Annotated in this window: 21 protein-coding genes and 1 pseudogene; 12 read left to right on the forward strand and 10 right to left on the reverse strand. The window is 73.2% G+C overall.

The features are described from left to right. The first annotated feature begins 21 nt into the window (after positions 1 to 21). Complete coding sequence (locus tag ABD343_RS20975; RefSeq protein WP_344530464.1) at positions 22 to 2073, forward strand: WD40 repeat domain-containing serine/threonine protein kinase; 2052 nt, start codon at positions 22 to 24, stop codon at positions 2071 to 2073. A 31-nt stretch (positions 2074 to 2104) separates the two neighbouring features. On the opposite strand, the gene ABD343_RS20980 is transcribed toward ABD343_RS20975, so the two are convergent. Beyond that, positions 2105 to 2527, reverse strand: a complete 423-nt coding sequence (locus ABD343_RS20980) for a MarR family winged helix-turn-helix transcriptional regulator (protein WP_344530465.1) — start codon at positions 2525 to 2527, stop codon at positions 2105 to 2107. A gap of 223 nt (positions 2528 to 2750) precedes the next feature. Between ABD343_RS20980 and eno the strand changes: the two genes are divergently transcribed. Beyond that, complete coding sequence (gene eno, locus ABD343_RS20985; protein ID WP_344530466.1) at positions 2751 to 4028, forward strand: phosphopyruvate hydratase; 1278 nt, start codon at positions 2751 to 2753, stop codon at positions 4026 to 4028. A 147-nt stretch (positions 4029 to 4175) separates the two neighbouring features. Here the strand turns inward: eno and ABD343_RS20990 are convergent, their stop codons facing one another. The 3 genes from ABD343_RS20990 to ABD343_RS21000 form a co-directional block, all read right to left on the reverse strand. Then, the gene (locus ABD343_RS20990) at positions 4176 to 5360 is read right to left on the reverse strand and encodes a cytochrome P450 (RefSeq protein WP_344530468.1); all 1185 of its coding nucleotides are present in this window, start codon (positions 5358 to 5360) and stop codon (positions 4176 to 4178) included. 113 nt (positions 5361 to 5473) lie between these two features. Continuing rightward, positions 5474 to 6166: a rhomboid family intramembrane serine protease gene (locus ABD343_RS20995; RefSeq protein WP_344530470.1), complete on the reverse strand. Its 693-nt coding sequence runs from the start codon at positions 6164 to 6166 to the stop codon at positions 5474 to 5476. A 63-nt stretch (positions 6167 to 6229) separates the two neighbouring features. Beyond that, positions 6230 to 6793, reverse strand: coding sequence for a CGNR zinc finger domain-containing protein (locus ABD343_RS21000; protein WP_344530471.1), 564 nt, complete (start codon positions 6791 to 6793; stop codon positions 6230 to 6232). 113 nt (positions 6794 to 6906) lie between these two features. Between ABD343_RS21000 and ABD343_RS21005 the strand changes: the two genes are divergently transcribed. Continuing rightward, on the forward strand, positions 6907 to 7833 hold the full coding sequence (locus tag ABD343_RS21005) for an alpha/beta fold hydrolase (protein ID WP_344530473.1): 927 nt from the start codon (positions 6907 to 6909) through the stop codon (positions 7831 to 7833). A 7-nt stretch (positions 7834 to 7840) separates the two neighbouring features. Here ABD343_RS21005 and ABD343_RS21010 read toward each other — a convergent pair whose 3' ends face one another. After that, positions 7841 to 8959 (reverse strand): aldo/keto reductase, encoded by a 1119-nt coding sequence (locus ABD343_RS21010; RefSeq protein WP_344530474.1) that lies wholly within the window; start codon positions 8957 to 8959, stop codon positions 7841 to 7843. A gap of 145 nt (positions 8960 to 9104) precedes the next feature. On the opposite strand from ABD343_RS21010, the gene ABD343_RS21015 reads away from it, so the two are divergent. After that, positions 9105 to 9938, forward strand: coding sequence for a helix-turn-helix transcriptional regulator (locus tag ABD343_RS21015; RefSeq protein WP_344530476.1), 834 nt, complete (start codon positions 9105 to 9107; stop codon positions 9936 to 9938). Positions 9939 to 10165: 227 nt separating this feature from the next. On the opposite strand, the pseudogene ABD343_RS21020 reads toward ABD343_RS21015, so the two are convergent. Continuing rightward, positions 10166 to 10706: pseudogene (locus ABD343_RS21020) on the reverse strand (cupin domain-containing protein). Between the two features lie 78 nt (positions 10707 to 10784). On the opposite strand from ABD343_RS21020, the gene ABD343_RS21025 reads away from it, so the two are divergent. The 4 genes from ABD343_RS21025 to ABD343_RS21040 are packed head-to-tail and all read left to right on the forward strand — an operon-like array spanning position 10785 to position 13148. Next, a complete protein-coding gene (locus tag ABD343_RS21025) occupies positions 10785 to 11432 on the forward strand; it encodes an FMN-binding negative transcriptional regulator (protein WP_344530478.1) in 648 nt (215 codons plus the stop codon). A 40-nt stretch (positions 11433 to 11472) separates the two neighbouring features. Beyond that, on the forward strand, positions 11473 to 12183 hold the full coding sequence (locus ABD343_RS21030; protein ID WP_344530480.1) for a B3/B4 domain-containing protein: 711 nt from the start codon (positions 11473 to 11475) through the stop codon (positions 12181 to 12183). A gap of 51 nt (positions 12184 to 12234) precedes the next feature. Then, the gene (locus ABD343_RS21035; protein WP_344530482.1) at positions 12235 to 12639 is read left to right on the forward strand and encodes an ArsR/SmtB family transcription factor; all 405 of its coding nucleotides are present in this window, start codon (positions 12235 to 12237) and stop codon (positions 12637 to 12639) included. Beyond that, on the forward strand, positions 12639 to 13148 hold the full coding sequence (locus ABD343_RS21040; protein ID WP_344530484.1) for an SRPBCC family protein: 510 nt from the start codon (positions 12639 to 12641) through the stop codon (positions 13146 to 13148). Before ABD343_RS21035 ends, ABD343_RS21040 begins: the two co-directional genes overlap by 1 nt. Before the next feature lie 54 nt (positions 13149 to 13202). Here the strand turns inward: ABD343_RS21040 and ABD343_RS21045 are convergent, their stop codons facing one another. Next, positions 13203 to 13910, reverse strand: coding sequence for a type 1 glutamine amidotransferase (locus ABD343_RS21045; RefSeq protein WP_344530486.1), 708 nt, complete (start codon positions 13908 to 13910; stop codon positions 13203 to 13205). Between the two features lie 75 nt (positions 13911 to 13985). Between ABD343_RS21045 and ABD343_RS21050 the strand changes: the two genes are divergently transcribed. Then, positions 13986 to 15824, forward strand: coding sequence for an ABC-ATPase domain-containing protein (locus ABD343_RS21050; protein ID WP_344530488.1), 1839 nt, complete (start codon positions 13986 to 13988; stop codon positions 15822 to 15824). A 38-nt stretch (positions 15825 to 15862) separates the two neighbouring features. Here ABD343_RS21050 and ABD343_RS21055 read toward each other — a convergent pair whose 3' ends face one another. The 3 genes from ABD343_RS21055 to ABD343_RS21065 are packed head-to-tail and all read right to left on the reverse strand — an operon-like array spanning position 15863 to position 17863. Next, positions 15863 to 16210, reverse strand: a complete 348-nt coding sequence (locus ABD343_RS21055; protein ID WP_344530490.1) for a YciI family protein — start codon at positions 16208 to 16210, stop codon at positions 15863 to 15865. A 40-nt stretch (positions 16211 to 16250) separates the two neighbouring features. After that, positions 16251 to 17210 (reverse strand): Vgb family protein, encoded by a 960-nt coding sequence (locus ABD343_RS21060; protein WP_344530492.1) that lies wholly within the window; start codon positions 17208 to 17210, stop codon positions 16251 to 16253. Continuing rightward, entirely contained in the window at positions 17207 to 17863 is a 657-nt protein-coding gene (locus ABD343_RS21065; RefSeq protein WP_344530494.1) for a CatB-related O-acetyltransferase, read from the reverse strand. The genes ABD343_RS21060 and ABD343_RS21065 overlap by 4 nt, the downstream gene beginning before the upstream one ends. Before the next feature lie 464 nt (positions 17864 to 18327). Between ABD343_RS21065 and ABD343_RS21070 the strand changes: the two genes are divergently transcribed. The 3 genes from ABD343_RS21070 to ABD343_RS21080 are packed head-to-tail and all read left to right on the forward strand — an operon-like array spanning position 18328 to position 19768. After that, positions 18328 to 18513: a hypothetical protein gene (locus tag ABD343_RS21070; RefSeq protein ID WP_344530496.1), complete on the forward strand. Its 186-nt coding sequence runs from the start codon at positions 18328 to 18330 to the stop codon at positions 18511 to 18513. Beyond that, the gene (locus ABD343_RS21075) at positions 18510 to 19097 is read left to right on the forward strand and encodes a GNAT family N-acetyltransferase (protein ID WP_344530498.1); all 588 of its coding nucleotides are present in this window, start codon (positions 18510 to 18512) and stop codon (positions 19095 to 19097) included. Before ABD343_RS21070 ends, ABD343_RS21075 begins: the two co-directional genes overlap by 4 nt. Before the next feature lie 14 nt (positions 19098 to 19111). After that, positions 19112 to 19768 (forward strand): alpha-ketoglutarate-dependent dioxygenase AlkB family protein, encoded by a 657-nt coding sequence (locus ABD343_RS21080; protein ID WP_344530500.1) that lies wholly within the window; start codon positions 19112 to 19114, stop codon positions 19766 to 19768. Positions 19769 to 19771 lie beyond the last annotated feature (3 nt).

Raw genomic sequence — 19771 nt, forward strand, 5'->3', positions numbered from 1 at the left:
ACGCCGGGGGGCGATCGGGGCATGGTCGCGGAGGACGCGGGAACGGGCGCCGCCGCGCGGGCCACGGTCTTCGAGGAGCTGGGGGCGGACGACCCCGAACGGTTGGGCGACTACACCCTGGTGGCGCGGCTCGGTGCGGGCGGCATGGGCAAGGTCTACCTCTCGCACACCCGGGCCGGGCGGCCGGTCGCCATCAAGGCGATCCGCCCGGAGCTGGCGGACGATCCGGCGTTCCGTCGACGCTTCCGCCGGGAGGTGGCCGCCGCACAGCGGGTGCACGGCCTGCACACGGCCCCCGTCATCGACAGCGACATCGACGGCACCCCGCTCTGGCTCGCCACGGCCTTCGTGGAGGGGCCGACGCTCTCCACCGCGGTGACACGACACGGCCCGCTGCCGGTGCCGGCCGTCCTCCTGCTGGCGGCGGGAGTGGCCGAGGCACTGCAGGACGTGCACGGAGCGGGCATCGTGCACCGCGACCTGAAAGCGTCGAACGTGCTCCTGGCCATGGATGGTCCGCGTGTCATCGATTTCGGCATCGCGAGGGCAGCCGACGCCACGGCCCTCACGGACGCCGGGAGCGCTGTCGGCACGCCCGCCTTCATGTCGCCCGAGCAGGCGCAGGACAAGGACGTCGGCCCGGCGACCGACGTCTTCTCACTCGGCCAGCTCATCGCCTATGCCGCGAGAGGCACACCCGCGTTCGGGGAGGGCCAGGCATTCGGCGTGCTCTACCGCATCGTGCACGAGGAACCGGATCTGGCCGATGTGCCCGAAGCCCTGCTCCCCCTCCTGAATCGCTGCCTCGCCAAGGATCCCGGCGAACGGCCCTCACCCGCCGAGGTCATCGAGCTGTGCCGTGCGGCCTCTGGGGACGACATGCTGCGACGTCCCGGCACCTGGCTGCCGGAGGCGATCATCATGGACATCACGCGGCATCACGTACCGGAGCGTGCGCCGACGGGCGTCGGGGAAACGCGGCAGCCTGCCCGGAAGCCGGTCCCCCGACGGACCGTCCTCGCCCTCGGCGCCACCGTCCTCACCGCTGCGGGAAGCGCGGCCGCCGTCATGGGCCTGCGGGAAGATTCCGACCCCAAGAGCCCCGGAAATGCCGCGGGGAGAAAGGCCGCCGCAAAGAATGTCAGCGTAAAGAGTACGGACATTCTCATCGGCCACGTCGTGGGCATCAACTCCCTGTCGTTCAGTCCGGACGGCAAGTCATTGGCCACGTCCAGCGGTCCTGAGACCGTGCATCTGTGGGATCTGACAAAGAACGAGAACGAGCCCACCCTCCCCGGCGAGAAGAGAGCCACCTATTCCGTGGCGTTCAGTCCGGACGGCAAGACGCTCGCCACGGGCAACGGCGGCGACTACGAGGGGGTGCATCTGAGGGACGCGAAGACCGGCCGGATCCGGACCAGCCTCACCGGAGTCGCGGACAAGGTCCTCTCCGTGGCCTACAGCCCGGACGGCAAGACCCTGGCCGCCAGCAGTGCCGAGGACGTGCTCCTGTGGGATGTGGAGAGCGCCAAGAGGACGATTGCTCTCCCCGGCCACAACACCATGACCAACTCTGTGGCGTTCAGTCCGGACGGCAAGACCCTGGCCACCGGCAGCGACGACAAGCAAGTGCGCCTGTGGGACACGGCAACAGGCAGGCGCAGAGCCACCCTCACCGGCCACAAAGGCCAAGTCAACGCCGTCGCATTCAGCCCCGACGGCAAAACCCTGGCCTCGGGTGGCTACGACAAGCAAGTGCGCCTGTGGGACGCGGCAACAGGCAGGCACAGAGCCACCCTCACCGGCCACAAAGGCCAAGTCAACGCCGTCGCATTCAGCCCCGACGGCAAAACCCTGGCCACCGCCGGCCACGACAAGACAGTGCGCCTGTGGGACATGAGGACAGGCAAGCGCAAGGCCACCCTCACCGGCCACAGAAACGCGATTCTCTGTTTGTCGTTCAGCCCGGACGGCAGAACCCTGGCCACCGGGAGCGAGGACAGAATGGTGCGGCTCTGGAGAGCGGGCAGGGGCGTTCGCATTTCAGCGGCACAAATCGACCAGTCAGCGTAGGCGGCCATCGGTAACCGCTCGCGGCGAACTCCTAGTGCGCCGCGAGCCGTTCGACCAGGGCGGTGCTGCGTGCCAGCAGCTCCCGTTCCTCGTCCGTCAGCTCCGCCTCGATCGCCCGTGCGAGCCAGTCCGCGCGGCGGCCGCGCTCCTCCTCCAGCAGCGCACGGCCCTCGGCGGACAGCTCGACGAGGCTCTTGCGGCCGTCGGTCGGGTGGGCCCGGCGGGTGATCAGGCCCTGGTCCATGAGGAGGCCGACGGCCCGGGCCATGGACTGGGGGCGGACCCGCTGGTCGGCGGCGAGTTCGCTGGTCGTCATCGCACCGCTGCGGTCCAGCGCGCCGAGGACGGCCACCTGGCCGAGCGGCATCTGGTCCTCCAGCTTCACGCGGCGCGTGAGCTTTCCCATCGCGGTGCGCAGTTCGGCAGCGACGGCGGCGGATTCCGGAAGGGGCATACCGAATTTTAACGCAGCGATGCTGCTCAGCCGCGCTGCACAGTCGCTCTGCGCAGCGGAACTGAACAGTGCGGCTGAGCAGTGGATCTGAACAGCGAATCTGAACAGCAGAACTGCGCAGCAGAACTGCACAGCATTGCTGTAGAGTGCGGTGCGCCGGGGTCAGCGTCAGCGCCGCCGCAGCCGGGCCCCGGCTCGTACGCGAAGACGGGAAGGACCTCCCATGACCGCCATCACCTCCGTCACCGGCCGCCGCATCCTCGACAGCAGGGGCAACCCCACCGTCGAGGTGGACGTGGAGCTGGCCGACGGGTCCCTGGGCCGGGCCGCCGTGCCCTCCGGCGCCTCGACCGGCGCCCGCGAGGCCGTCGAGCTGCGCGACGGCGACCCGGCGCGCTGGCACGGCAAGGGCGTCGACCGCGCGGTGCGCCACGTCAACACGGAGCTGGCCGAGGCCGTCACCGGCCGCGAAGCCGAGGACCAGGCCGGGCTCGACGCGGTCCTCGTCGCCACGGACGGCACCCCGGCCAAGTCCCGGCTCGGGGCCAACGCGCTCCTCGGGGTCTCCCTGGCCACCGCCAAGGCCGCGGCGGCGGCGCACCGCCAGCCGCTCCACCGTTACCTGGGCGGTTCCGGCGCCCGGCTACTGCCCGTACCGCAGATGAACATCGTCAACGGGGGCGCGCACGCCGACAATCCGCTGGACTTCCAGGAGTTCATGATCGCGCCGATCGGCGCGGCGTCCTTCGCCGAGGCCGTACGGATGGGGTCGGAGATCTTCCACACCCTGCGCCGCGACCTCCTCGCCGCCGGGCACTCCACGGGCGTCGGCGACGAGGGCGGCTTCGCGCCCTCGCTGCGCACCGCGAAGGAGGCGCTCGACTTCGTCGTGGCCGCCGTCGAGCGCGCGGGGTACCGGCCGGGCACGGACATAGGCCTGGTCATGGACCCGGCCTCGTCCGAGTTCTTCCGCGAGGGCGTCTACGACTACGCCGGGGAGGGCGTACGGCGTACGCCCTCCGAGCACGCCGAGCACCTGGTCGAGTTGATCGACGCGTACCCCGTCGTGTCGGTCGAGGACCCGATGGCCGAGGACGACCTGACGGGATGGCGGGAGCTGACCGCGCGGGTCGGCGCGCGCTGCCAGCTCACCGGGGACGACGTGTTCTGCACGAACGAGACCCTGCTGCGCGAGGGCATCGCCTCCGGCGTCGCCAACTCCATCCTGGTGAAGGTCAACCAGATCGGCACCCTCACGGAGGCCCTGGACACCGTCGCCACCGCCCACCGGGCGGGGTACACGGTCGTCATGTCGCACCGCTCGGGCGAGACGGAGGACACGACGATCGCGGACCTGGCGGTGGCCACGGGCTGCGGCCAGATCAAGACCGGCTCGCTCTCCCGCTCCGACCGCACCGCCAAGTACAACCAGCTCCTGCGCATCGAGGAGCAGTTGGGCGACAGCGCCCGGTACGCGGGCGCGGAGGCGCTGCGCCGCTGAGAGAGACGTCCCGAGGAGCGCCCTTAAGGGGCGCGGGGAACTGCGCGCCCAGCCACAACACAGGCGCAGCCTGCAACGCGCAGCAAGGGGCACCCCCTGCCCAGCCTCAAGACGAGGCGAGGGCAACCACGCTCCGCCGGAATCGGACTACTCGGCCGTGCGGACGGCGACGTCAAGACGCTCCAGACCGCGCAGGCCGTTGTTGATCATCGGCGTCGAGGCCACGGTCTCGAAGCGGCTCACCCGGTCGGCCAGCCGGTCCAGCAGCGTGCCCATCTCCAGCCGGGCCAGGTGCATGCCGACGCAGACGTGTTCGCCGCGGCCGAAAGCCAGATGGTCCGAGGGGCGCCGGGTGATGTCGAAGCGCTCGGGGTCCGCGTAGTGTCGCTCGTCGCGGTTGGCCGAGCCGTAGAGCAGCGCCACCCGGCTGCCCTCGGGGAGGACCGCCCCGTCGATCTCGTGGTCCTCGGTGAGGACCCGGCTGAACTGCGGGACCGGACTCTCCAGCCGCAGCGACTCGTTGATCGCGTGCGGGATCAGCGTACGGTCGGCCCGCAGCAGGTCCCACTGGTCCGGGTGCGCGGCGAAGAGCGCGATCGTGTTCGTGATCGCGAGGATCGTGGTGTCGAGGCTCGGCGTGACGTAGTCGAGCATCAGCCCGGGGCACTTCTCGCGCGCCAGTTCGCCCCTGTCGGCGGCCTCGTGGAGGTGGGCGGCCCAGCCGTCCGGGGCGATACGGCCGGGCACCGCCTCGTGGGCGACGAAGTCCATGAACTCCTCGACGACCGGCGCCGCCCGCGCGAAACGCTCGTCGGCCGGGCCCTGCATGTCCCACATCGCGGCGGCCCACTCCAGCATCTTGGCGCGCCCCCGGTCGGGCAGTCCGACGAGGTCGGAGACGACGGCCATGGGCAGGTGCTCGGCCAGCTCCGTCGCGGCGTCAAACCGGCCGCGCGCGACCAGTTCCGCGACGATCCGCTCGGCCTCCGCCTCGATCGTGGGCGTGACGTCGCGCATCCGGTCCTGGCGCAGCGGACGGCCCAGCACCGCGCGCATCTCGGTGTGCTCGGGCGGGTCGCTGCACAGCGTGATGCCTTCGAGCTGCTCGTTCATCCCGGGATCGACGAACACCCCGCGCGCCGAGGAGAACGTCCGCCAGTCCACGAGCGCCGCGCGCACCTCCCGGTAGCGCGGGAGCGCGTAGAGGCCGTACCGGGACAGCCATACCACGGGGCCGAGCGCGCGCAGCTCCGCGTAGAGCGCGTAGGGATCGGCGCGCGCCTCGGGCGTATAGAGATCGACGTCACTGACCGGTACCGGTATCGCAGACACAGGGGCTGACTCCAAGGAACGGACGGTCGGTTCGCGCGATCTTCGCACGCGCCCGGCGGCCGACGCGGCGGATTCTGTGCGGCCGTCCCACCCTGCCATTCCCGCGCGGTGCTTTACGGGGCAACGGCCGTACGCCCGGGGCGCATCAGTCCCCCTGTCGCTCCCAGCGCGCAGCCCACGAGCAGGCCCACCCCGTGGTTGTCGGCGAGGAGGCAGAGGAGCAGTCCGGCGGCGGGGACGAGGGGCGCCGTCCGCCGCAGGACGGCCTCGCCGCCGCGCGCCACCGCGTACCGGACGGCGAGCGCGCCCACGAGGCCGCAGACCGCCACCGAGTCGCCGCCTCCCCGCGGGCTCCAGCCCGCCATGCTGACGGCCTGTGCCGCGACCCCGCTCACCACGAAGACCAGCAGCGTCCGCCCGGGCCCGAACTGCCGCTCGGCGACAGGGGCGACGACCGCGAGCGCGGCGAGGTTGAAGAGGAGCTGGGGCCATCCCGAGGACTGCACCGCGAGGGCGGTCACGGCCCGCCACCACTCGCCGTGGGGGTGCCGTTCCAGCGCGTCGACCATGCCGGGCACGGCCTCCTGGACCACGCCGAGCACCGCCATGCAGGCCACCAGCGCCGTCGCGGCCTTCGGGAGGGGGCGTCGCCATGCCCGTAGCAGGGCCAGCGGCGGAGGGGCCTCGGGGCCGCCCGCCTCGCCGCCCGCCTTGCCGTCCTCGGCGGCGAAGGCGGCCAGGAGGCGCACGCCCGTCGCGACGACGACGGCCGCGCACCCGTAGAGCAACACGCTGTGCAAGGTCACGCCCGAAGCCTGTCAGACGGTCACGGCCGGACGGTCACGGCGCCCCCCGCTCCGGTACGGGGCCTATTGCTCCGCGTGCGGGGTCCCGCACTGCTCCGCGTGCGGGGCCTCGCGCTGCTCCGCGTGCGGGGCCTCGCGTGCCCGGGCCTGGTGGCGGCGGGCCTTCAGACGATTGCCGCAGGTCTTCATCGAGCACCAGCGCGCGGTGTTGGCACGGCTGCGGTCGAGGAGGAAGAGGCAGCACTCGGGGTTCTCACAGGGGCGGAGGCGGCCCGGCATACGCTCCTTGACGTCCGCCCAGGCGAGGACCAGCTCCACGGCGAGCCGGCGCTCCGGCGGCACGTCGAGGTGCCATTCGAGGCCCGCCGCGCTGGGTCGCGGGACCCTGCGGACGTCCGCGAGGAGACGCTGCAGCTCCGCCTCCGGCCCCGACTCCGGCTCCGACTCCATCGCCTGGAGCGCGTCCCGGGCGGCACGCAGCCATCCGCGCTCCTCGGGGCCGCCGGGCCCCCCGTGCTCCCGCGCCCACCTGTCGATCTCGTGGTCGTCGCGCCACAGGTCCGTCCGGTGGCCGTCCGTCACGGGGGTGCTGTTGAGCGCCTGCAACAGGGCCTGTTCGTCCAGCACGGTGCGCGACCTTTCTCCGGCTAACTCCCTCGACTCGCTTGACAGGTTACCTCCTCGGCGGGTCTACTGAACACCGAGGGAATAACCCTCATGAAGCCTTGAAGGGGTTATTCATGGTCGAGATCCATCACCGGTATGCGACGGTGCGCGGACACCGCGTCTTCTATCGCGAGGCGGGGCCCCGCGAGGCCCCCACGCTCGTGCTGCTGCACGGGTTCCCCACCAGCTCGCGGATGTTCCGGCACCTGATCCCCGTGCTGGCCGACCGGTTCCACGTCCTCGCCCCCGACCACCTCGGTTTCGGCAGCTCCGACGCCCCGCCCGTGGACGAGTTCGCCTATTCCTTCGACTCCCTGGCCGACCTCACCGAGGCCCTCCTCGCCCAGCTAGGCGTCGATCGCTACGCCATCTATGTCCAGGATTACGGGGCCCCCGTCGGCTGGCGGCTGGCCCTGCGCGCCCCGGACGCCGTCACCGCCGTGATCACACAGAGCGGGAACGCGTACGAGGACGGCTTCGTCCCGGATTTCTGGGCACCCCTGTGGGCGTATGCCGAGGATCCGGGCCCGGAGACCGAGCCCGCCGTCCGCACCGCGCTCTCGCTCGACGCCATCCGCTGGCAGTACCTGCACGGGGTGGACAGGCCCGAGCTGGTCGACCCCGACACCTGGACCGCCGACCACCGCGAGATCTCCCGGCCGGGCAACGATCTCGTGCAGCTCGCCCTCTTCCGTGACTACGCCCGCAACCGGCCCCTCTACCCCGAGGTGCACGCCTATTTCCGCGAGCGCCGGGTCCCCCTCCTCGCGGTCTGGGGCGAGGGCGACGAGATCTTCGGCCCGGACGGGGCCCGCGCCTTCGCGCGGGACCTGCCGGACGCGGAGATCCATCTGGTGCCCGGCGGCGGGCACTTCCTCCTGGAAAGCCACCTCGACACCGTGGCGGGCTACATACGCGGATTCCTCACCGCCACGTCGTCCGGCACCGTCGCTCCGCCCGCCGCCACGCCGCCCGCCGCCACCTCGTCCGCCGCCGCGTAGCCGCCCGTCAGCGGCGGGCCTCGATCGTCAGGCCGCCCGTGGTCTCGTTCCGGATGTGGTCGCTGGCGAGCAGGTCGTGCGGGAAGCCCAGCACGGGCGCGCCGACCGCGTCGAGACGGGCGAGTTGGGCGTCGGTGAACTCGACGTCCAGGGCGCCCAGGTTGCCTTCGAGCTGCGCGGGTGTACGGGCGCCGATGATCGGAGCCGTCACGGCCGGGTTCCGCAGGGTCCAGGCCAGCCCGACCTGGGCGGGGGTGCGGCCCATCTCGGCGGCCACCTCCTTCACGACCTCGGCGATGTCGAGGTTGCGCGCGGTGAGCTGACCCACCGCGAGGTTGAACTTCTTCCGGGTCCCGTCACTGGAGGCACCATCAAAACCGTCCGCACCACCCGAGCCGCCCGCCCCGTCCGAGCCACCCGCAGCGCCCGAATCCGTCAGATCCTCGCGGCTGTACTTCCCGGAGAGCACGCCGCCCGCCAGCGGCGAGTAAGGGACCACGCCCAGGCCCATCTCGCGCGCCATGGGGATGAGGTCGCGCTCCCCGCCGCGCTCGATCAGGTTGTACTCGATCTGCAGCGCGACCAGCGGCGACCAGCCGCGCAGCTCGGCGACGGCCTGCATGCGCGAGATCTGCCAGGCGGGGGCGTTGCTCATCGCCACGTAGAGGACCTTGCCCTGCCGGACGAGGTCGTCCATGCCGCGCAGGATCTCCTCGACCGGGGTCGTGAAGTCCCATACGTGCAGGTAGAGCAGGTCGATGTAGTCCGTGCCGAGCCGCCGCAGGCTCTCCTCCACCGAGGCGAACAGGCTCTTGCGGTGGCTGCCCCCGGAGTTCGGGTCGCCGGGGCGGCGCAGCGTCGTGTATTTCGTCGCCAGCACCAGGCTCTCGCGCCGGTCGCGGGCGAACTCGCCCAGCAGGCGCTCGGAGCTGCCGTCGGTGTAGGTGCTGGCGGTGTCGACGAAGTTGCCGCCCCGCTCGACGTAGAGGTCGAACAGCTTGCGTGCCTCGTCCTTCTCGGCTCCCCAGCCCCACTCGGTCCCGAAGGTCGCCGCGCCCAGGGCCAGCGGGGAGACCCGCAGCCCGGAGCGGCCCAGCAGCCGGTAGGTGTCGAGGGTGAGCGGCATGATGGCCTCCTGTGCTCGTGTTGCGTCGCGCGTAGTGCGTCGCACGTGTTCCGTTGCCGGGAACAAGGCTGCGACGGCCGCGGACAGGGGGTAAGGGAAGGCGGATCCTGGGAAGGCCCGTCCCACTCTCGTTGTTGCACCGACCATGACGACCCCCACCGTGGACACCCATCAGGAGCTGGCCGCCTTCCTGCGGACCCGGCGCGAGCGGCTGGACCCGGGCGCCCTCGGCCTGCCCGCGCCCCGGCGGAACCGGCGGACGCCGGGGCTGCGCCGCGAAGAGGTCGCCGAGCTGGCCGGAGTCAGCGTCGACTATGTCGTCCGGCTGGAGCAGGGCCGCGGCCTGCGCCCCTCGGCGGAGGTGCTGGAGTCGCTGGCCCGCGCCCTGCGCCTGGCCCCCGCCGAGCGCGCCTATCTCTTCGACCTCACCCAGCAGCGCCCTCGCGGCGCCACCGAGCCCGCGCTCACGGTTCCGCCGCCGCTGGCCGGACTGACGGCGGACCTGTCGCCGCTGCCCGCCATGCTGATGAACCACCGGTCCGACATCCTGGCCTGGAACCGCGAGATGACCCGGCTGCTCCTGGACTTCGACACCCTGCCGCCCGCGCGGCGCAACGCGATGTGGCTGTGCCTGGCCCACCCGGAGATCCGCGAGCTCTACGTCGACCGGGAGCGTGTCCTGCGCGAAGGCGTCACCCATCTCCGCGCCGCCTGGGCCGCCCACCCGGAGGACCGCGCGCTCTCCGACCTCATCGCCGAACTCCTCGACGGCGACGAGGAGTTCGCCCGCCTGTGGGCCGCCCGCGACATCGGCGACACCGGTCGCGGCCACAAGACGATGCGCCACCCCGAGGCCGGCGAGATAGCCGTCCACGCCGAGGTCCTGATCCCTCTCCAGGACCCCCACCACCGCCTGATGCTCTTCCGCCCCGCGAACGAGCACAGCCGTACGGCCCTGGACAGGCTGTTCGCGGACTGAGGGATCAGGAAGGAGGCGCGAGCCGCAGAGGGTTCTCGTGCCAGGGCACATGTGAGGGGGTAATGGCGCGGGCAGGGGCGGAGGAGGAGCGAGGAAGTCGTCCACGCCGGTGATCCGTTCGGAGGCCTCATAGAAAAGCTGGGCCGCGAGGAGCCGCCTGTCGGCGTTCGCCAGCGAATCCAGATCGGGCGCTCCTTGCCTGAGGGGTGGTCGGCCCGATCCAGCGCTCAGCCCCCGGCTCCGGGTCCGGACGTCCCAGGCGTCGCGGGCGGCCCCGGAGGGAGCTGGACCGTCATGCGGAGGTGACAGGTGGTGGTGCGCGCGCCTCGGTAGGTGTGGAGGGGCGACGGCCCCTGGATCGTGGCTGTCCGGCCAGCCTCGACATGGCGTTCGGCGCCGTCGACGACCAGGGTCATCCGGCCCGGGTGACGCTGACGGTCTCCACGGCCCCGGCCTGGTGGGGGTGGCTCGGGTGCTCCTCGCCCGGCTCCAGTTTCCAGCGCCGGGCCTCGACCGGCGCCACGCCCCTGGCCGTCAGCAGGAGACGGCCCTCGCCGCCTCGTTCGCCTGTCCACAGCGGCGTCACGGCATCGGCGAACATGACGCGGACGCGGGCCTCCGAGGGGCCCTCCAGCAGGGCGGAGACCGGGGTGCCGAGGGTGTGACCTGGGCGCGACGGCCCAGCTCGTCCAGGGACAGGCCCGCACGGGTGCGGGCCGCCCGGGCGTTGTGCGCGAGCGTCCGCAGCGCCGCCTGCGTCGCGGTCATGTGCCCTCCCACCTGGCCACCCCGCACGCTGGAACGACTGAAAAGTAGGTTGGAACGACCGTCGACGAGGAGGAGCGCGTGTTCATCCACCCCTGGGATGCCGGTCTGGACGACGCCGAGTGGCAGAGCTGGCTCGCCGAGGGCCACGACTTCGGGCAACTGAGCGTCAACGGCCTGCCCGGCGAGCCACCCGCCGTCGTCCCCACCCACTTCACCCACGAGGGCTCGCGGCTGCTGGTCCACCTGGCCCGGCCCAACCCCGTCTGGGCGGCGGTCGAGCGCGACCCGCACGTGCTGTTCACCGTCGTCGGCGACTACGCGTTCGTGCCCGGCCCCTGGCGCGCCAAGGACGGCGTCCCGCCCGTCGAGGGCGTTCCGACCAGCTATTACGCGACCGTCCAGTTCACGTGCCGTGCCACCGTCGTCGACGATCCCGAGGCCAAGGCCGAGCTGCTGCGCCGCCAGCTCGCCCATTTCCAGCCCGACGGCGACCACGCCCCCGTCGCCGCGGGAGAGCCGCCGTACGGGCGCATGCTCTCCGGCATCCGCGGGCTGCATCTCGACGTCACGGACGTACGGGCCAAGTTCAAGTACGACGACCAGAAGCCCGTGGCGCACCGCGAGCGCGTCGCCGACCGGCTCGCCGCCCGCGGTGAGGGCCTCGACGTCCCCACCGCGCGCCAGCAGCGCCGCCGCCTGGACCACCTCGGTCCCTGGCAGCCCTGACACCCGCACCGGCGCACACCGAACAGGAACGGAACACCCTATGACCACCGTCCACCTCACCCCCGCCGTCGCCGAGGCCTTCCCCGGCACGCTCATCGCCGTGGTCACCGCCACCGGGCTGCGCGGCCACGGACCCTGGCCCGCCACCGTCGCCGCCCTGGCGGACCTGGAGCGGGAGCTGGCCGAGGACACGTGGCGGCCCGCCGACGAGACCGATCCGCGCGTCGAGGCGTGGCACGCCGCCTACCGCTCCTTCGGCACCAACCCGCGCCGCATCCGCCCCAGCGTCGACGCGCTCGGCCGCCGCCTCGCCAAGAAGGGCGCCCTGCCGCGCATCAACCCGGCCGTCGATTCCTACAACGCGGTCTCCGTCCGCCACGGCCTCCCGGCGGGCGCCTTCGACCTCGACCAGGTCTCCGGCGACATCGAGATCCGCCCCTCCGACGGCACCGAGTCCTTCACACCGCTCGGCGAGCCCGGCACCGTCGAGCAGCCCAGGCCCGGCGAGATCATCTACGCGGACGCCACCGGCGTACTGACCCGGCACTGGAACCACCGCGACGCGCACCGCACCCGCGTCACCGAGGACTCCGCCGCCGTCGCCTTCGTCCTCGAAACCCTCCGCGCCGCCGACGACGGCCATCTCCTCAAGACGGCCGCACACGAACTCCGCGACCTGCTCACCCCGCACGCCGAGGAGATCGCCGTACACCACCTCACCCCGGAACACCCCTCGGCCGCGTGCCGCTGAGGACCCTTATATGCCTTGACGCGTATATAACGTGCACGGCATATTGGAGGAGTGATCGACACGCTTCTGTCCGCCCTCGCCGACCGCCACCGCCGCGCGCTGCTCGACGCGCTGCGGCGGCGGCCGCAGGCCGTGGGCGAGCTGGCCGAGGAGCTGGGCGTCAGCCAGCCGACCGCCTCCAAGCACCTGCGGGTGCTGCGCGAGGCCGGGCTCGTCCGCGTCACCAAGCGCGCCCAGCAGCGGATCTACGCGGTGGAGCCCGAGGGCCTCGCGGAGCTGGACGGCTGGCTCGCGCCGTACCGGGCGCTGTGGAACGACCGCCTGGACGCGCTGGGCGCCCACCTCGACCGGACGGCACGGACGGCGCCGCCGGCACGGACGGCGCCGCCGGCACGGGCGCCACGGACGGCACGGGAGCGCGCGCCCGAACCCCCCACCCATAAGGAGCGGGACTGATGGATCTCGGCACCTTCATCGACTTCGACGGCCGCCCGGCCGTCCGCTTCACCCGTGTCTACGAGCACCCCGTCGAACGGCTGTGGCAGGCGCTCACCGAGCCGGGCGAACTCGCGCACTGGTTCCCCTCCCCCGAGGTGCGGATGGAGCCGCGCGTCGGCGGCAAGATCGAGTTCTCCGGGGACCCGAACATCGAGGAGGACGTGTCCGTCGGCACGGTCCTCGTCCACGAGCCGCCGCACCGCCTCGCGTTCACCTGGGGCGGCGACGAGCTGCACTTCACGCTGCGCGCCGCGGGCGAGGGCGGCTGCGAGCTGACCCTCGTCGATGTGCTGGAGCGGCGCGACGCGGCCGCGCGGAACGCGGCGGGCTGGGACGTCTGCCTCGGCGCGCTGGGCGCCCGTATCGCCGGCACTGAAGCGCGGGCCGCCCCGGACTGGGGGCCGAGGTATGAGGCCTACATCGCGGAAGGTCTCCCCTCCGGCGCGCCCGTTCCGGGCACCGAGTAGAGCCAGACCCTCGCCGGGCGTCGCCGACCACGGGTACAGGGCACGACGGGTGTCCTACCCCGCAGTCGGCGGGGCCAGCGTGGTGAAGCGGTGGAGGAGGGAGGTCCAGAGGGGGCCCGCCACCGCGTCGTCGGCCTCTGCCCGGGCGCACAGCGCCTCGTGGTCGAGGCCCAGTCCGGCCAGCCGGTCGAGGTCCCAGCCGCGCAGGCGCGACGGCGGGACCTCCGGGTGGAACTGGACGCCCCAGGCCCGTTCGCCGACCCGGAACGCCTGATACGGGCACGCGGCGCTCTCCATCAGCCACACCGCGCCGGGCGGCAGCGCCGTGATCCGGTCGACGTGGTTCTCGACGGCGGTCACCCGGGACGGCAGCGCGCCGAAGAGGGGGTCGCCCTCGGCCTCCGGCCGTACGGCCAGCGGCGTGCTGCCGACCTCCGGCTCCCCGGACCGCCCGGCGACCGCGCCGCCCGCGACATGGGCGAGCAACTGGCCGCCCAGGCAGATCCCGAGCAGCGGCGCGCCCGTGTCCAGCGCGTCGACGGCCAGCGCCCTGAGGTCCGCGAGCCAGGGCGCCCGCGCGTCCTCGTCCGGGAGATAGCCGCCGCCCAGCACGACCACGGCGCCGTGCTCCACCTTCCGGGGCACGGGCTGTCCCTCGTACGCGTGCACGACCTCCGTCCCGAGGCCGCGCTCCGCGAGGACCTCGCCGACCCGTCCGGGCCCACCGGTCGGCGTGTTCTGCACCACGAGCACATCAGTCACGGCGACGAGCGTACGTCGGGTGCCGGGGGCCAGAATGGGCGGATCGGAGAACGCGAGTGGAAGGCGGGAAACGGCGTGCGCGAACGGTCCGGAGGACACGGGCGGCCCGGAGGGCACCGCAGGGGCGGCGGACGCCCGTACGGCGAACGGGGCGGACGGGACGGACGGGGCGAGCGCGGCGAGCGCGGCGGACGCCCGCACGAGGAGCGTCCGCGCGCGCCGCGCGGCCCCCGGAGCGGGCTCGCCGAGGAGCTGGGCGCGCTCGAAGGTGCCCAGTACGGGCGGTACAAGGGCCTCGTCGGCCGCTGGGAACTGCCGGGCGGCGTCTCACTGGAGCTGGTGCGCGCGCAGTCCGACCCGTACGCGCCACCCGCCCGCGTGGCCGTCCACGTCCCCGGTGAACTCGCCGCGTTCCCGGAGGAGTTGTGGGCCTCGGCCGTACGCCGCCGCGCCCTGGCCTCGTACCTGGCCCGGCAGGCGGCCGGCGCGCTGCGCGGCGAGCGGGCGCTGCGCGTGGACGCGGGCGGCCAGGAGGTGCTGGACCGCAGCTCGTGCACCGTCGACGCGGAGGACGGCTCGGTCACCCTGCGGCTGGGCGCCGCGCTGCCGGGCCACGGGCGGCGGATCGACGGCCGCGAGGCCCGGCGGCTGCTGACCCGGGTGCTGCCGGAGGCGGCCGAACGGACGCTGCGCCACGCCTCGTCGGACGCGGAGGCCGTGCGCCGCTTCGTCGAGACCGTCGAGGACTCGGTCGCGCTGCGCGACGCGCTGCCGGGCCTCGGGCTCGTCGGCTTCGTCGCGGACGGTGCGGTGCTGCCGCGCCGCAGCGGGGTGGACGACCGGCCCGCGACGGGCGAGGGCGTGATCCCGTTCGCCTCGCCGCCGGAGCTGCGCGTCACCGTCGAACTGCCGCACGCGGGCAGCGTGACGGGCATGGGCCTGCCGGAGGGCGTGAGCCTCGTCGTCGGCGGCGGGTTCCACGGCAAGTCGACGCTGCTGCGGGCGCTGGAGTCCGGCATCTGGGACCACGTTCCGGGGGACGGACGCGAGCTGGTCGTGGCGCGCCCGGAGACCGTGAAGCTGCGCGCGGAGGACGGGCGGCGCGTGGAGCGCGTCGACGTGCACGCCTTCGTCGACCACCTCCCCGACGGCTCCGACACCTCCGACTTCTCCACGGAGAACGCCTCGGGCTCGACCTCGCAGGCCGCGTCCCTGTGCGAGGCCGTCGAGGCGGGCGCCCGGGTGCTGCTCATCGACGAGGACACGGCCGCGACGAACCTGATGATCCGCGACGCGCGCATGCAGGCCCTCGTCGCGAAGGACCGCGAGCCGCTGACCCCGCTCGTGGACTCGGTCCGCTCCCTCCACCGCGACCACGGCGTCTCCACGGTCCTGGTCATGGGCGGCTCCGGGGACTATCTGGAGGTCGCCGACCGGGTGCTGATGATGGACGCCTACCGGCCCTCGGACGTCACGGAACGGGCCCGTGAGATCGCGTCCGTACCGACGGGGCGGCGGGCCGAGGCCGAGTCGTTCCCCGGCGTCGTCGCGCGCGTCCCCGTGCCGTCCTCGCTCGACGCGGAGGTGCGCGGGCGCCCCCGCATCCGGGCGCGCGGCGAGGACGTCCTCTCCTTCGGCGACCACGAGGTGGACCTGCGCGCGGTCGAGCAGATCGCCGACCCCCGCCAGGTCACGGGCATCGGCCTCGCCCTCGAACTCGCGGTCCGCCGCGGCCATCTCGACGGCGAACGCACCCTCGCCGAGGGCCTGGACCTGCTCGGCGAGGAGCTGACGACGGCCGCGCTGCTCGCCGTGCGCGACGAGGACTTCGCGGTCCCCCGCCGCTACGAGATCGCCGCGGCCCTCAACCGCGTACGCGGCCTGCGCATGCGGAGGGCGGGGCGCCCGGCCTGACGCGGACGCCGCGCCCTCCGTAGGAGGCCTCGCGCGCGTCAGGCGGATTCGAGGACCGGGCGTACCTCGATCGTCTCCGGCGTCGGCAGGCTCCTGGCCAGCTCGACGGCCTCCTCGCGGTCGGCGACCTCGACCAGGAACCAGCCGCCGAGGGTCTCGTCACCGGCGTACGCGGGCCCCTCGGTCACCGAGGACGCGCCGTCGAGCGCCGTACGGACGGTCACGGGGCCGGTCCGCTCGGTCTCCAGCGCCTCGCCGCCGACCAGCGTCCCGGTCGCGGCGAGGGTGCCGATCCAGCTCTCGTACTCCTTGCGGTACGCCTCCCGGTCGTCCTGGATCCGGCGGCGCGAGGCGTCCGTCTCGAAGATCACGAGCGCGAATTTCATGGTGCGGGTCCTCTCAAGGGCTCAAGGGGCTCAAGGGGTGTCAGGCGGGCGCGACAGGCGCGACGCGGGCGAGCGCGCCCGTCTCCAGCGCCGCCCACACCGCGCCGTCGGGGCCGACGGCGATGCCGTGCGGCTCGGAACCGCCGGCGGGCAGGTCGTACGTGGTGATCGCGCCGTCCGGGGTGACCGCGCCGACGCGGTTGCCGGCCCACTCGGTGAACCACGCGGTGCCGTCGTCGGCGACGGTCACGGCGTGCGGGCGCGCGGCGCGGTCCGGCAGCGGGAACTCGGTGATCTCCCCGTCGGGCGTGATCCGCCCGACCTGTCCCGCAGCGATCTCCACGAACCACAGCGCGCCGTCGCCCGCCGCCGCGATGCCCACCGGCGCGGCGTTCGCGGTCGGCAACGGGTGGAGGACGGCCTCGCCGTCCATGTCGATCCGCCCGACCGCGTTCGCCGTGTTGAGGGTGAACCACATGCCGCCGTCGCCGCCCGCGACGATCGCGGACGGGAACGCGCCGGTGACCGGGAGCGGGTACTCGATGACGTCCCCGTCGACCGTGATCCGCCCGATCCGGTCGGACGCCGTCTCCGTGAACCACAGCGCGCCGTCCGGCCCCGCCGCGATGCCGAACGGCCCGCACTCGGGGGTCGGCAGGCCGAAGCCGTCCACGGCACCGCCGGTCGTGATCCTGCCGATCCGGTGCGCCTTGTACTCGGTGAACCACAGGGCGCCGTCCGGCCCGGGGGTGATGACGGTCGGCCCCGCGCCGGGGTCGATCTGATGAGCCGTCGCCTCCGCGCCCGGCACCAGCCTCCCGATCCGCCCCGCGTGGACCAGGGTGAACCAGAGCGCGCCGTCGGGCCCCGTGGTCGGCGCGTACGGCCCGGCATCGCCGTCCGACACGGTGTGCACGTCGATACGTACGTCCGCGCGTACGTCCGTGCGCTCGTCCGTGCGTACGTCCGCGCGCACGTCGGGAGTGCCCCGCTCCTTCATCGGCCCTCCTCCTCGCGGTGCGCGGCGGCGACGGCGGCGATCTCGGCCGGGGTGCCGCCCATGAGGGTGCGGGCGTGCTCGGTGACGAGTTCGGCGGGCCAGTCCCACCACGCGGCGTCCAGCAGCAGTTCGACCTCGGTGTCGGAGAAGCGCTGCCGGATCGTCCGGGCCGGGTTGCCGCCGACGATCGTGTACGGCGGCACGTCGGCGGTGACCACGCTCCCTGCGGCAACGATCGCGCCGTCGCCGATCCGGACGCCCGGCATGACGGTCACCTGGCGCCCGAGCCAGACGTCGTTGCCCACGACGGTGTCGCCGCGGCTCGGCATCGAGGTGACGAGGTCGAGGGTGTCCTCCGCCCACCGGCCCCCGAACATCGTGAACGGGTACGTGGACACGCCCATCGTCGGGTGCTCGGCGCCCGCCATCAGGAAGAGGACCCCGGTGGCGAGGGCGCAGTACTTGCCGATGACCAGGCGCTCGGGCCCGTAGGCGTAGGCGACGTTGCGGTGCTCGAACTCCGTGGCGCCCTCGGGGTCGTCGTAGTACGTGTACGCGCCGACGTCGATCGTGGGCGAGGTGACGAGCGGCTTGAGGAACACCACCCGGTCGTGCTCGGGCAGCGGGTGGACGACGGTCGGATCGGGTGCCAAGGCCGGGCCCTTCTCGGACGTGCGTGACGTGTGTGGGGTCGCCCCCGAGCCTTGTCCACCCGCGCGGCCGGTTCAACGGCGATTCCCGCATGGCAGCGATAAGCGAAAGTGATCGCCGCCGTTTCCTCAGTCGTCCCCCGGCCCGCCCTCGGGGGCCAGGACGGTGACGAGGGCGGCCACGGGCACGGGACCCCGGCCGTCGCTCGATCCCTCGATGAGGCCGTGGAGCAGGCCGAACATGGCGACGGCCAGATACGCGGCCCCGGCCTCGTCGATCGGGACCCGGCCCTGCTCGCCCCGGCCCTGCTCACCCCGGCCCTGCTCGGGCTCCTCGCCGAGGGCGGCGTCCCGTCCGGGCAGGCGGCCTGGGGCGTGGACGTCCTGCTCCAGTTCGCGACCGCGACGGCCGCGGAGCAGGGACGCGCGACGAGCCCCAGGACACGGCCGGCGAGTGGGACGCGCTCGTGCGAACGCCGCGCGACGCCCCGGCCGCCACGTATCCGCACGTCGTCGCCGTCTCCGGCGAGCTGGTCTCCGGCGCCGACCGCGCCCGCCTCTCCTGGGGCTTCCAGGCGCTGCTGACCGGCATCCTGCACACGCCCACTCCGGCTCCGGAGTCCCCCGTGTCCCGTGGTGAACTGGACACATGACCGACACCGTGCCCGTGACGACCTGGTACCTGGAGCAGACCTCGCCCGGCGATCTGGCTCCCGCTCGCATCCCGGACGAGGCGTCCGGAATACGGATCGAACGGGCCGGGACACCCAGCCCCGAATTCAGCCGGTTCCTCTACGCGTCCGTCGGCGTCGACGTGACCTGGACGGACCGGCTGCCGTGGACGTACGCGCGCTGGCGCGAGTTCCTGGAACGGCCGGGGGTGGAGACCTGGGTCGCCTACGAGCACGGGACGCCGGCCGGGTTCATCGAGCTGGACGGCGCCACCGAGAGCGGCGTCACCGAGGTCAGCTACTTCGGCCTGCTCCCCGCGTTCCGCGGGCGCGGCATCGGCGGCCACCTCCTGTCGTACGGGACGGCGCGCGCCTGGGACCTGGCGACCCGATGGGACGGGTTCCCCGAGGTCAAGCGGGTGTGGGTGCACACGTGCAGCAAGGACGGGCCGTACGCGCGGGCCAACTACGAGCGGCGCGGCTTCCGCGTCCACCGGGTCGAGGAGGGCCGCGAGCCCGACGCCACCCACCCCGGCCCCTGGCCCGGCGCGGGACCCCGGGACTGAGGGGCGCACCCGCGATGGACGCGCTGCTCCCCCGCCCCCGCACGGTCGTCGCGCCCGGCGCGGTCCACGTGCCGGGCTGGCTGAGCACGGAGGACCAGCGCCGGCTCGTCGAGGCGTGCCGCGAGTGGGCGACGGGCCCGGTCCCGATGCGGCACACCCGGCTGCCGCGCGGCGGCGTGATGTCGGTGCGCACGGTGTGCCTGGGCTGGCACTGGAAGCCGTACGCGTACACGCGTACGGCCGACGATGTGAACGGGGCGCGCGTCGCCCCCTTCCCCGCGTGGCTCACGGAGTGGGGGCGGCGGGCGCTCGCCGACGCGTACGAGGATCCGGCGGCGGGCGTGGGCTACGCCCCGGACACCGCGCTGATCAACTTCTATGACGCGGCCGCGAAGATGGGCATGCACCAGGACAAGGACGAGCGGTCCTCCGCGCCCGTGGTCTCCCTGACGGTCGGCGACTCCTGCGTCTTCCGGTTCGGCAACACGGAGACGCGGACTCGGCCGTGGACGGATGTCGAGCTGGCCTCGGGGGACCTTTTCGTGTTCGGCGGCGAGTCCCGCTGGGCGTATCACGGTGTCCCGAAGGTGCACCCGGGCACGGCCCCGGCCACCCTCGACCTCACCGGCCGCCTCAACCTGACGCTCCGCGAAACGGGCCTCCCGAGCTAGCGG

The sequence above is a fragment of the Streptomyces albiaxialis genome, assembly GCF_039530985.1.
GTDB classification, from domain to species: Bacteria; Actinomycetota; Actinomycetes; order Streptomycetales; family Streptomycetaceae; genus Streptomyces; species Streptomyces albiaxialis.

Excerpts from the sequence above, each read along its gene's own strand:
- ABD343_RS21015 (WP_344530476.1), top strand. The coding sequence starts at position 9,105 with ATGACGACCCCCACCGTGGACACCCATCAGGAGCTGGCCGCCTTCCTG.
- ABD343_RS21080 (WP_344530500.1), top strand. The coding sequence starts at position 19,112 with ATGGACGCGCTGCTCCCCCGCCCCCGCACGGTCGTCGCGCCCGGCGCG.
- ABD343_RS21075 (WP_344530498.1), top strand. The coding sequence starts at position 18,510 with ATGACCGACACCGTGCCCGTGACGACCTGGTACCTGGAGCAGACCTCG.
- ABD343_RS20980 (WP_344530465.1), bottom strand. The coding sequence starts at position 2,527 with ATGCCCCTTCCGGAATCCGCCGCCGTCGCTGCCGAACTGCGCACCGCG.
- ABD343_RS20975 (WP_344530464.1), top strand. The coding sequence starts at position 22 with ATGGTCGCGGAGGACGCGGGAACGGGCGCCGCCGCGCGGGCCACGGTC.
- ABD343_RS21030 (WP_344530480.1), top strand. The coding sequence starts at position 11,473 with ATGACCACCGTCCACCTCACCCCCGCCGTCGCCGAGGCCTTCCCCGGC.
- ABD343_RS21055 (WP_344530490.1), bottom strand. The coding sequence starts at position 16,210 with ATGAAATTCGCGCTCGTGATCTTCGAGACGGACGCCTCGCGCCGCCGG.
- ABD343_RS21060 (WP_344530492.1), bottom strand. The coding sequence starts at position 17,210 with ATGAAGGAGCGGGGCACTCCCGACGTGCGCGCGGACGTACGCACGGAC.
- eno (WP_344530466.1), top strand. The coding sequence starts at position 2,751 with ATGACCGCCATCACCTCCGTCACCGGCCGCCGCATCCTCGACAGCAGG.
- ABD343_RS21040 (WP_344530484.1), top strand. The coding sequence starts at position 12,639 with ATGGATCTCGGCACCTTCATCGACTTCGACGGCCGCCCGGCCGTCCGC.
- ABD343_RS21010 (WP_344530474.1), bottom strand. The coding sequence starts at position 8,959 with ATGCCGCTCACCCTCGACACCTACCGGCTGCTGGGCCGCTCCGGGCTG.
- ABD343_RS21005 (WP_344530473.1), top strand. The coding sequence starts at position 6,907 with ATGGTCGAGATCCATCACCGGTATGCGACGGTGCGCGGACACCGCGTC.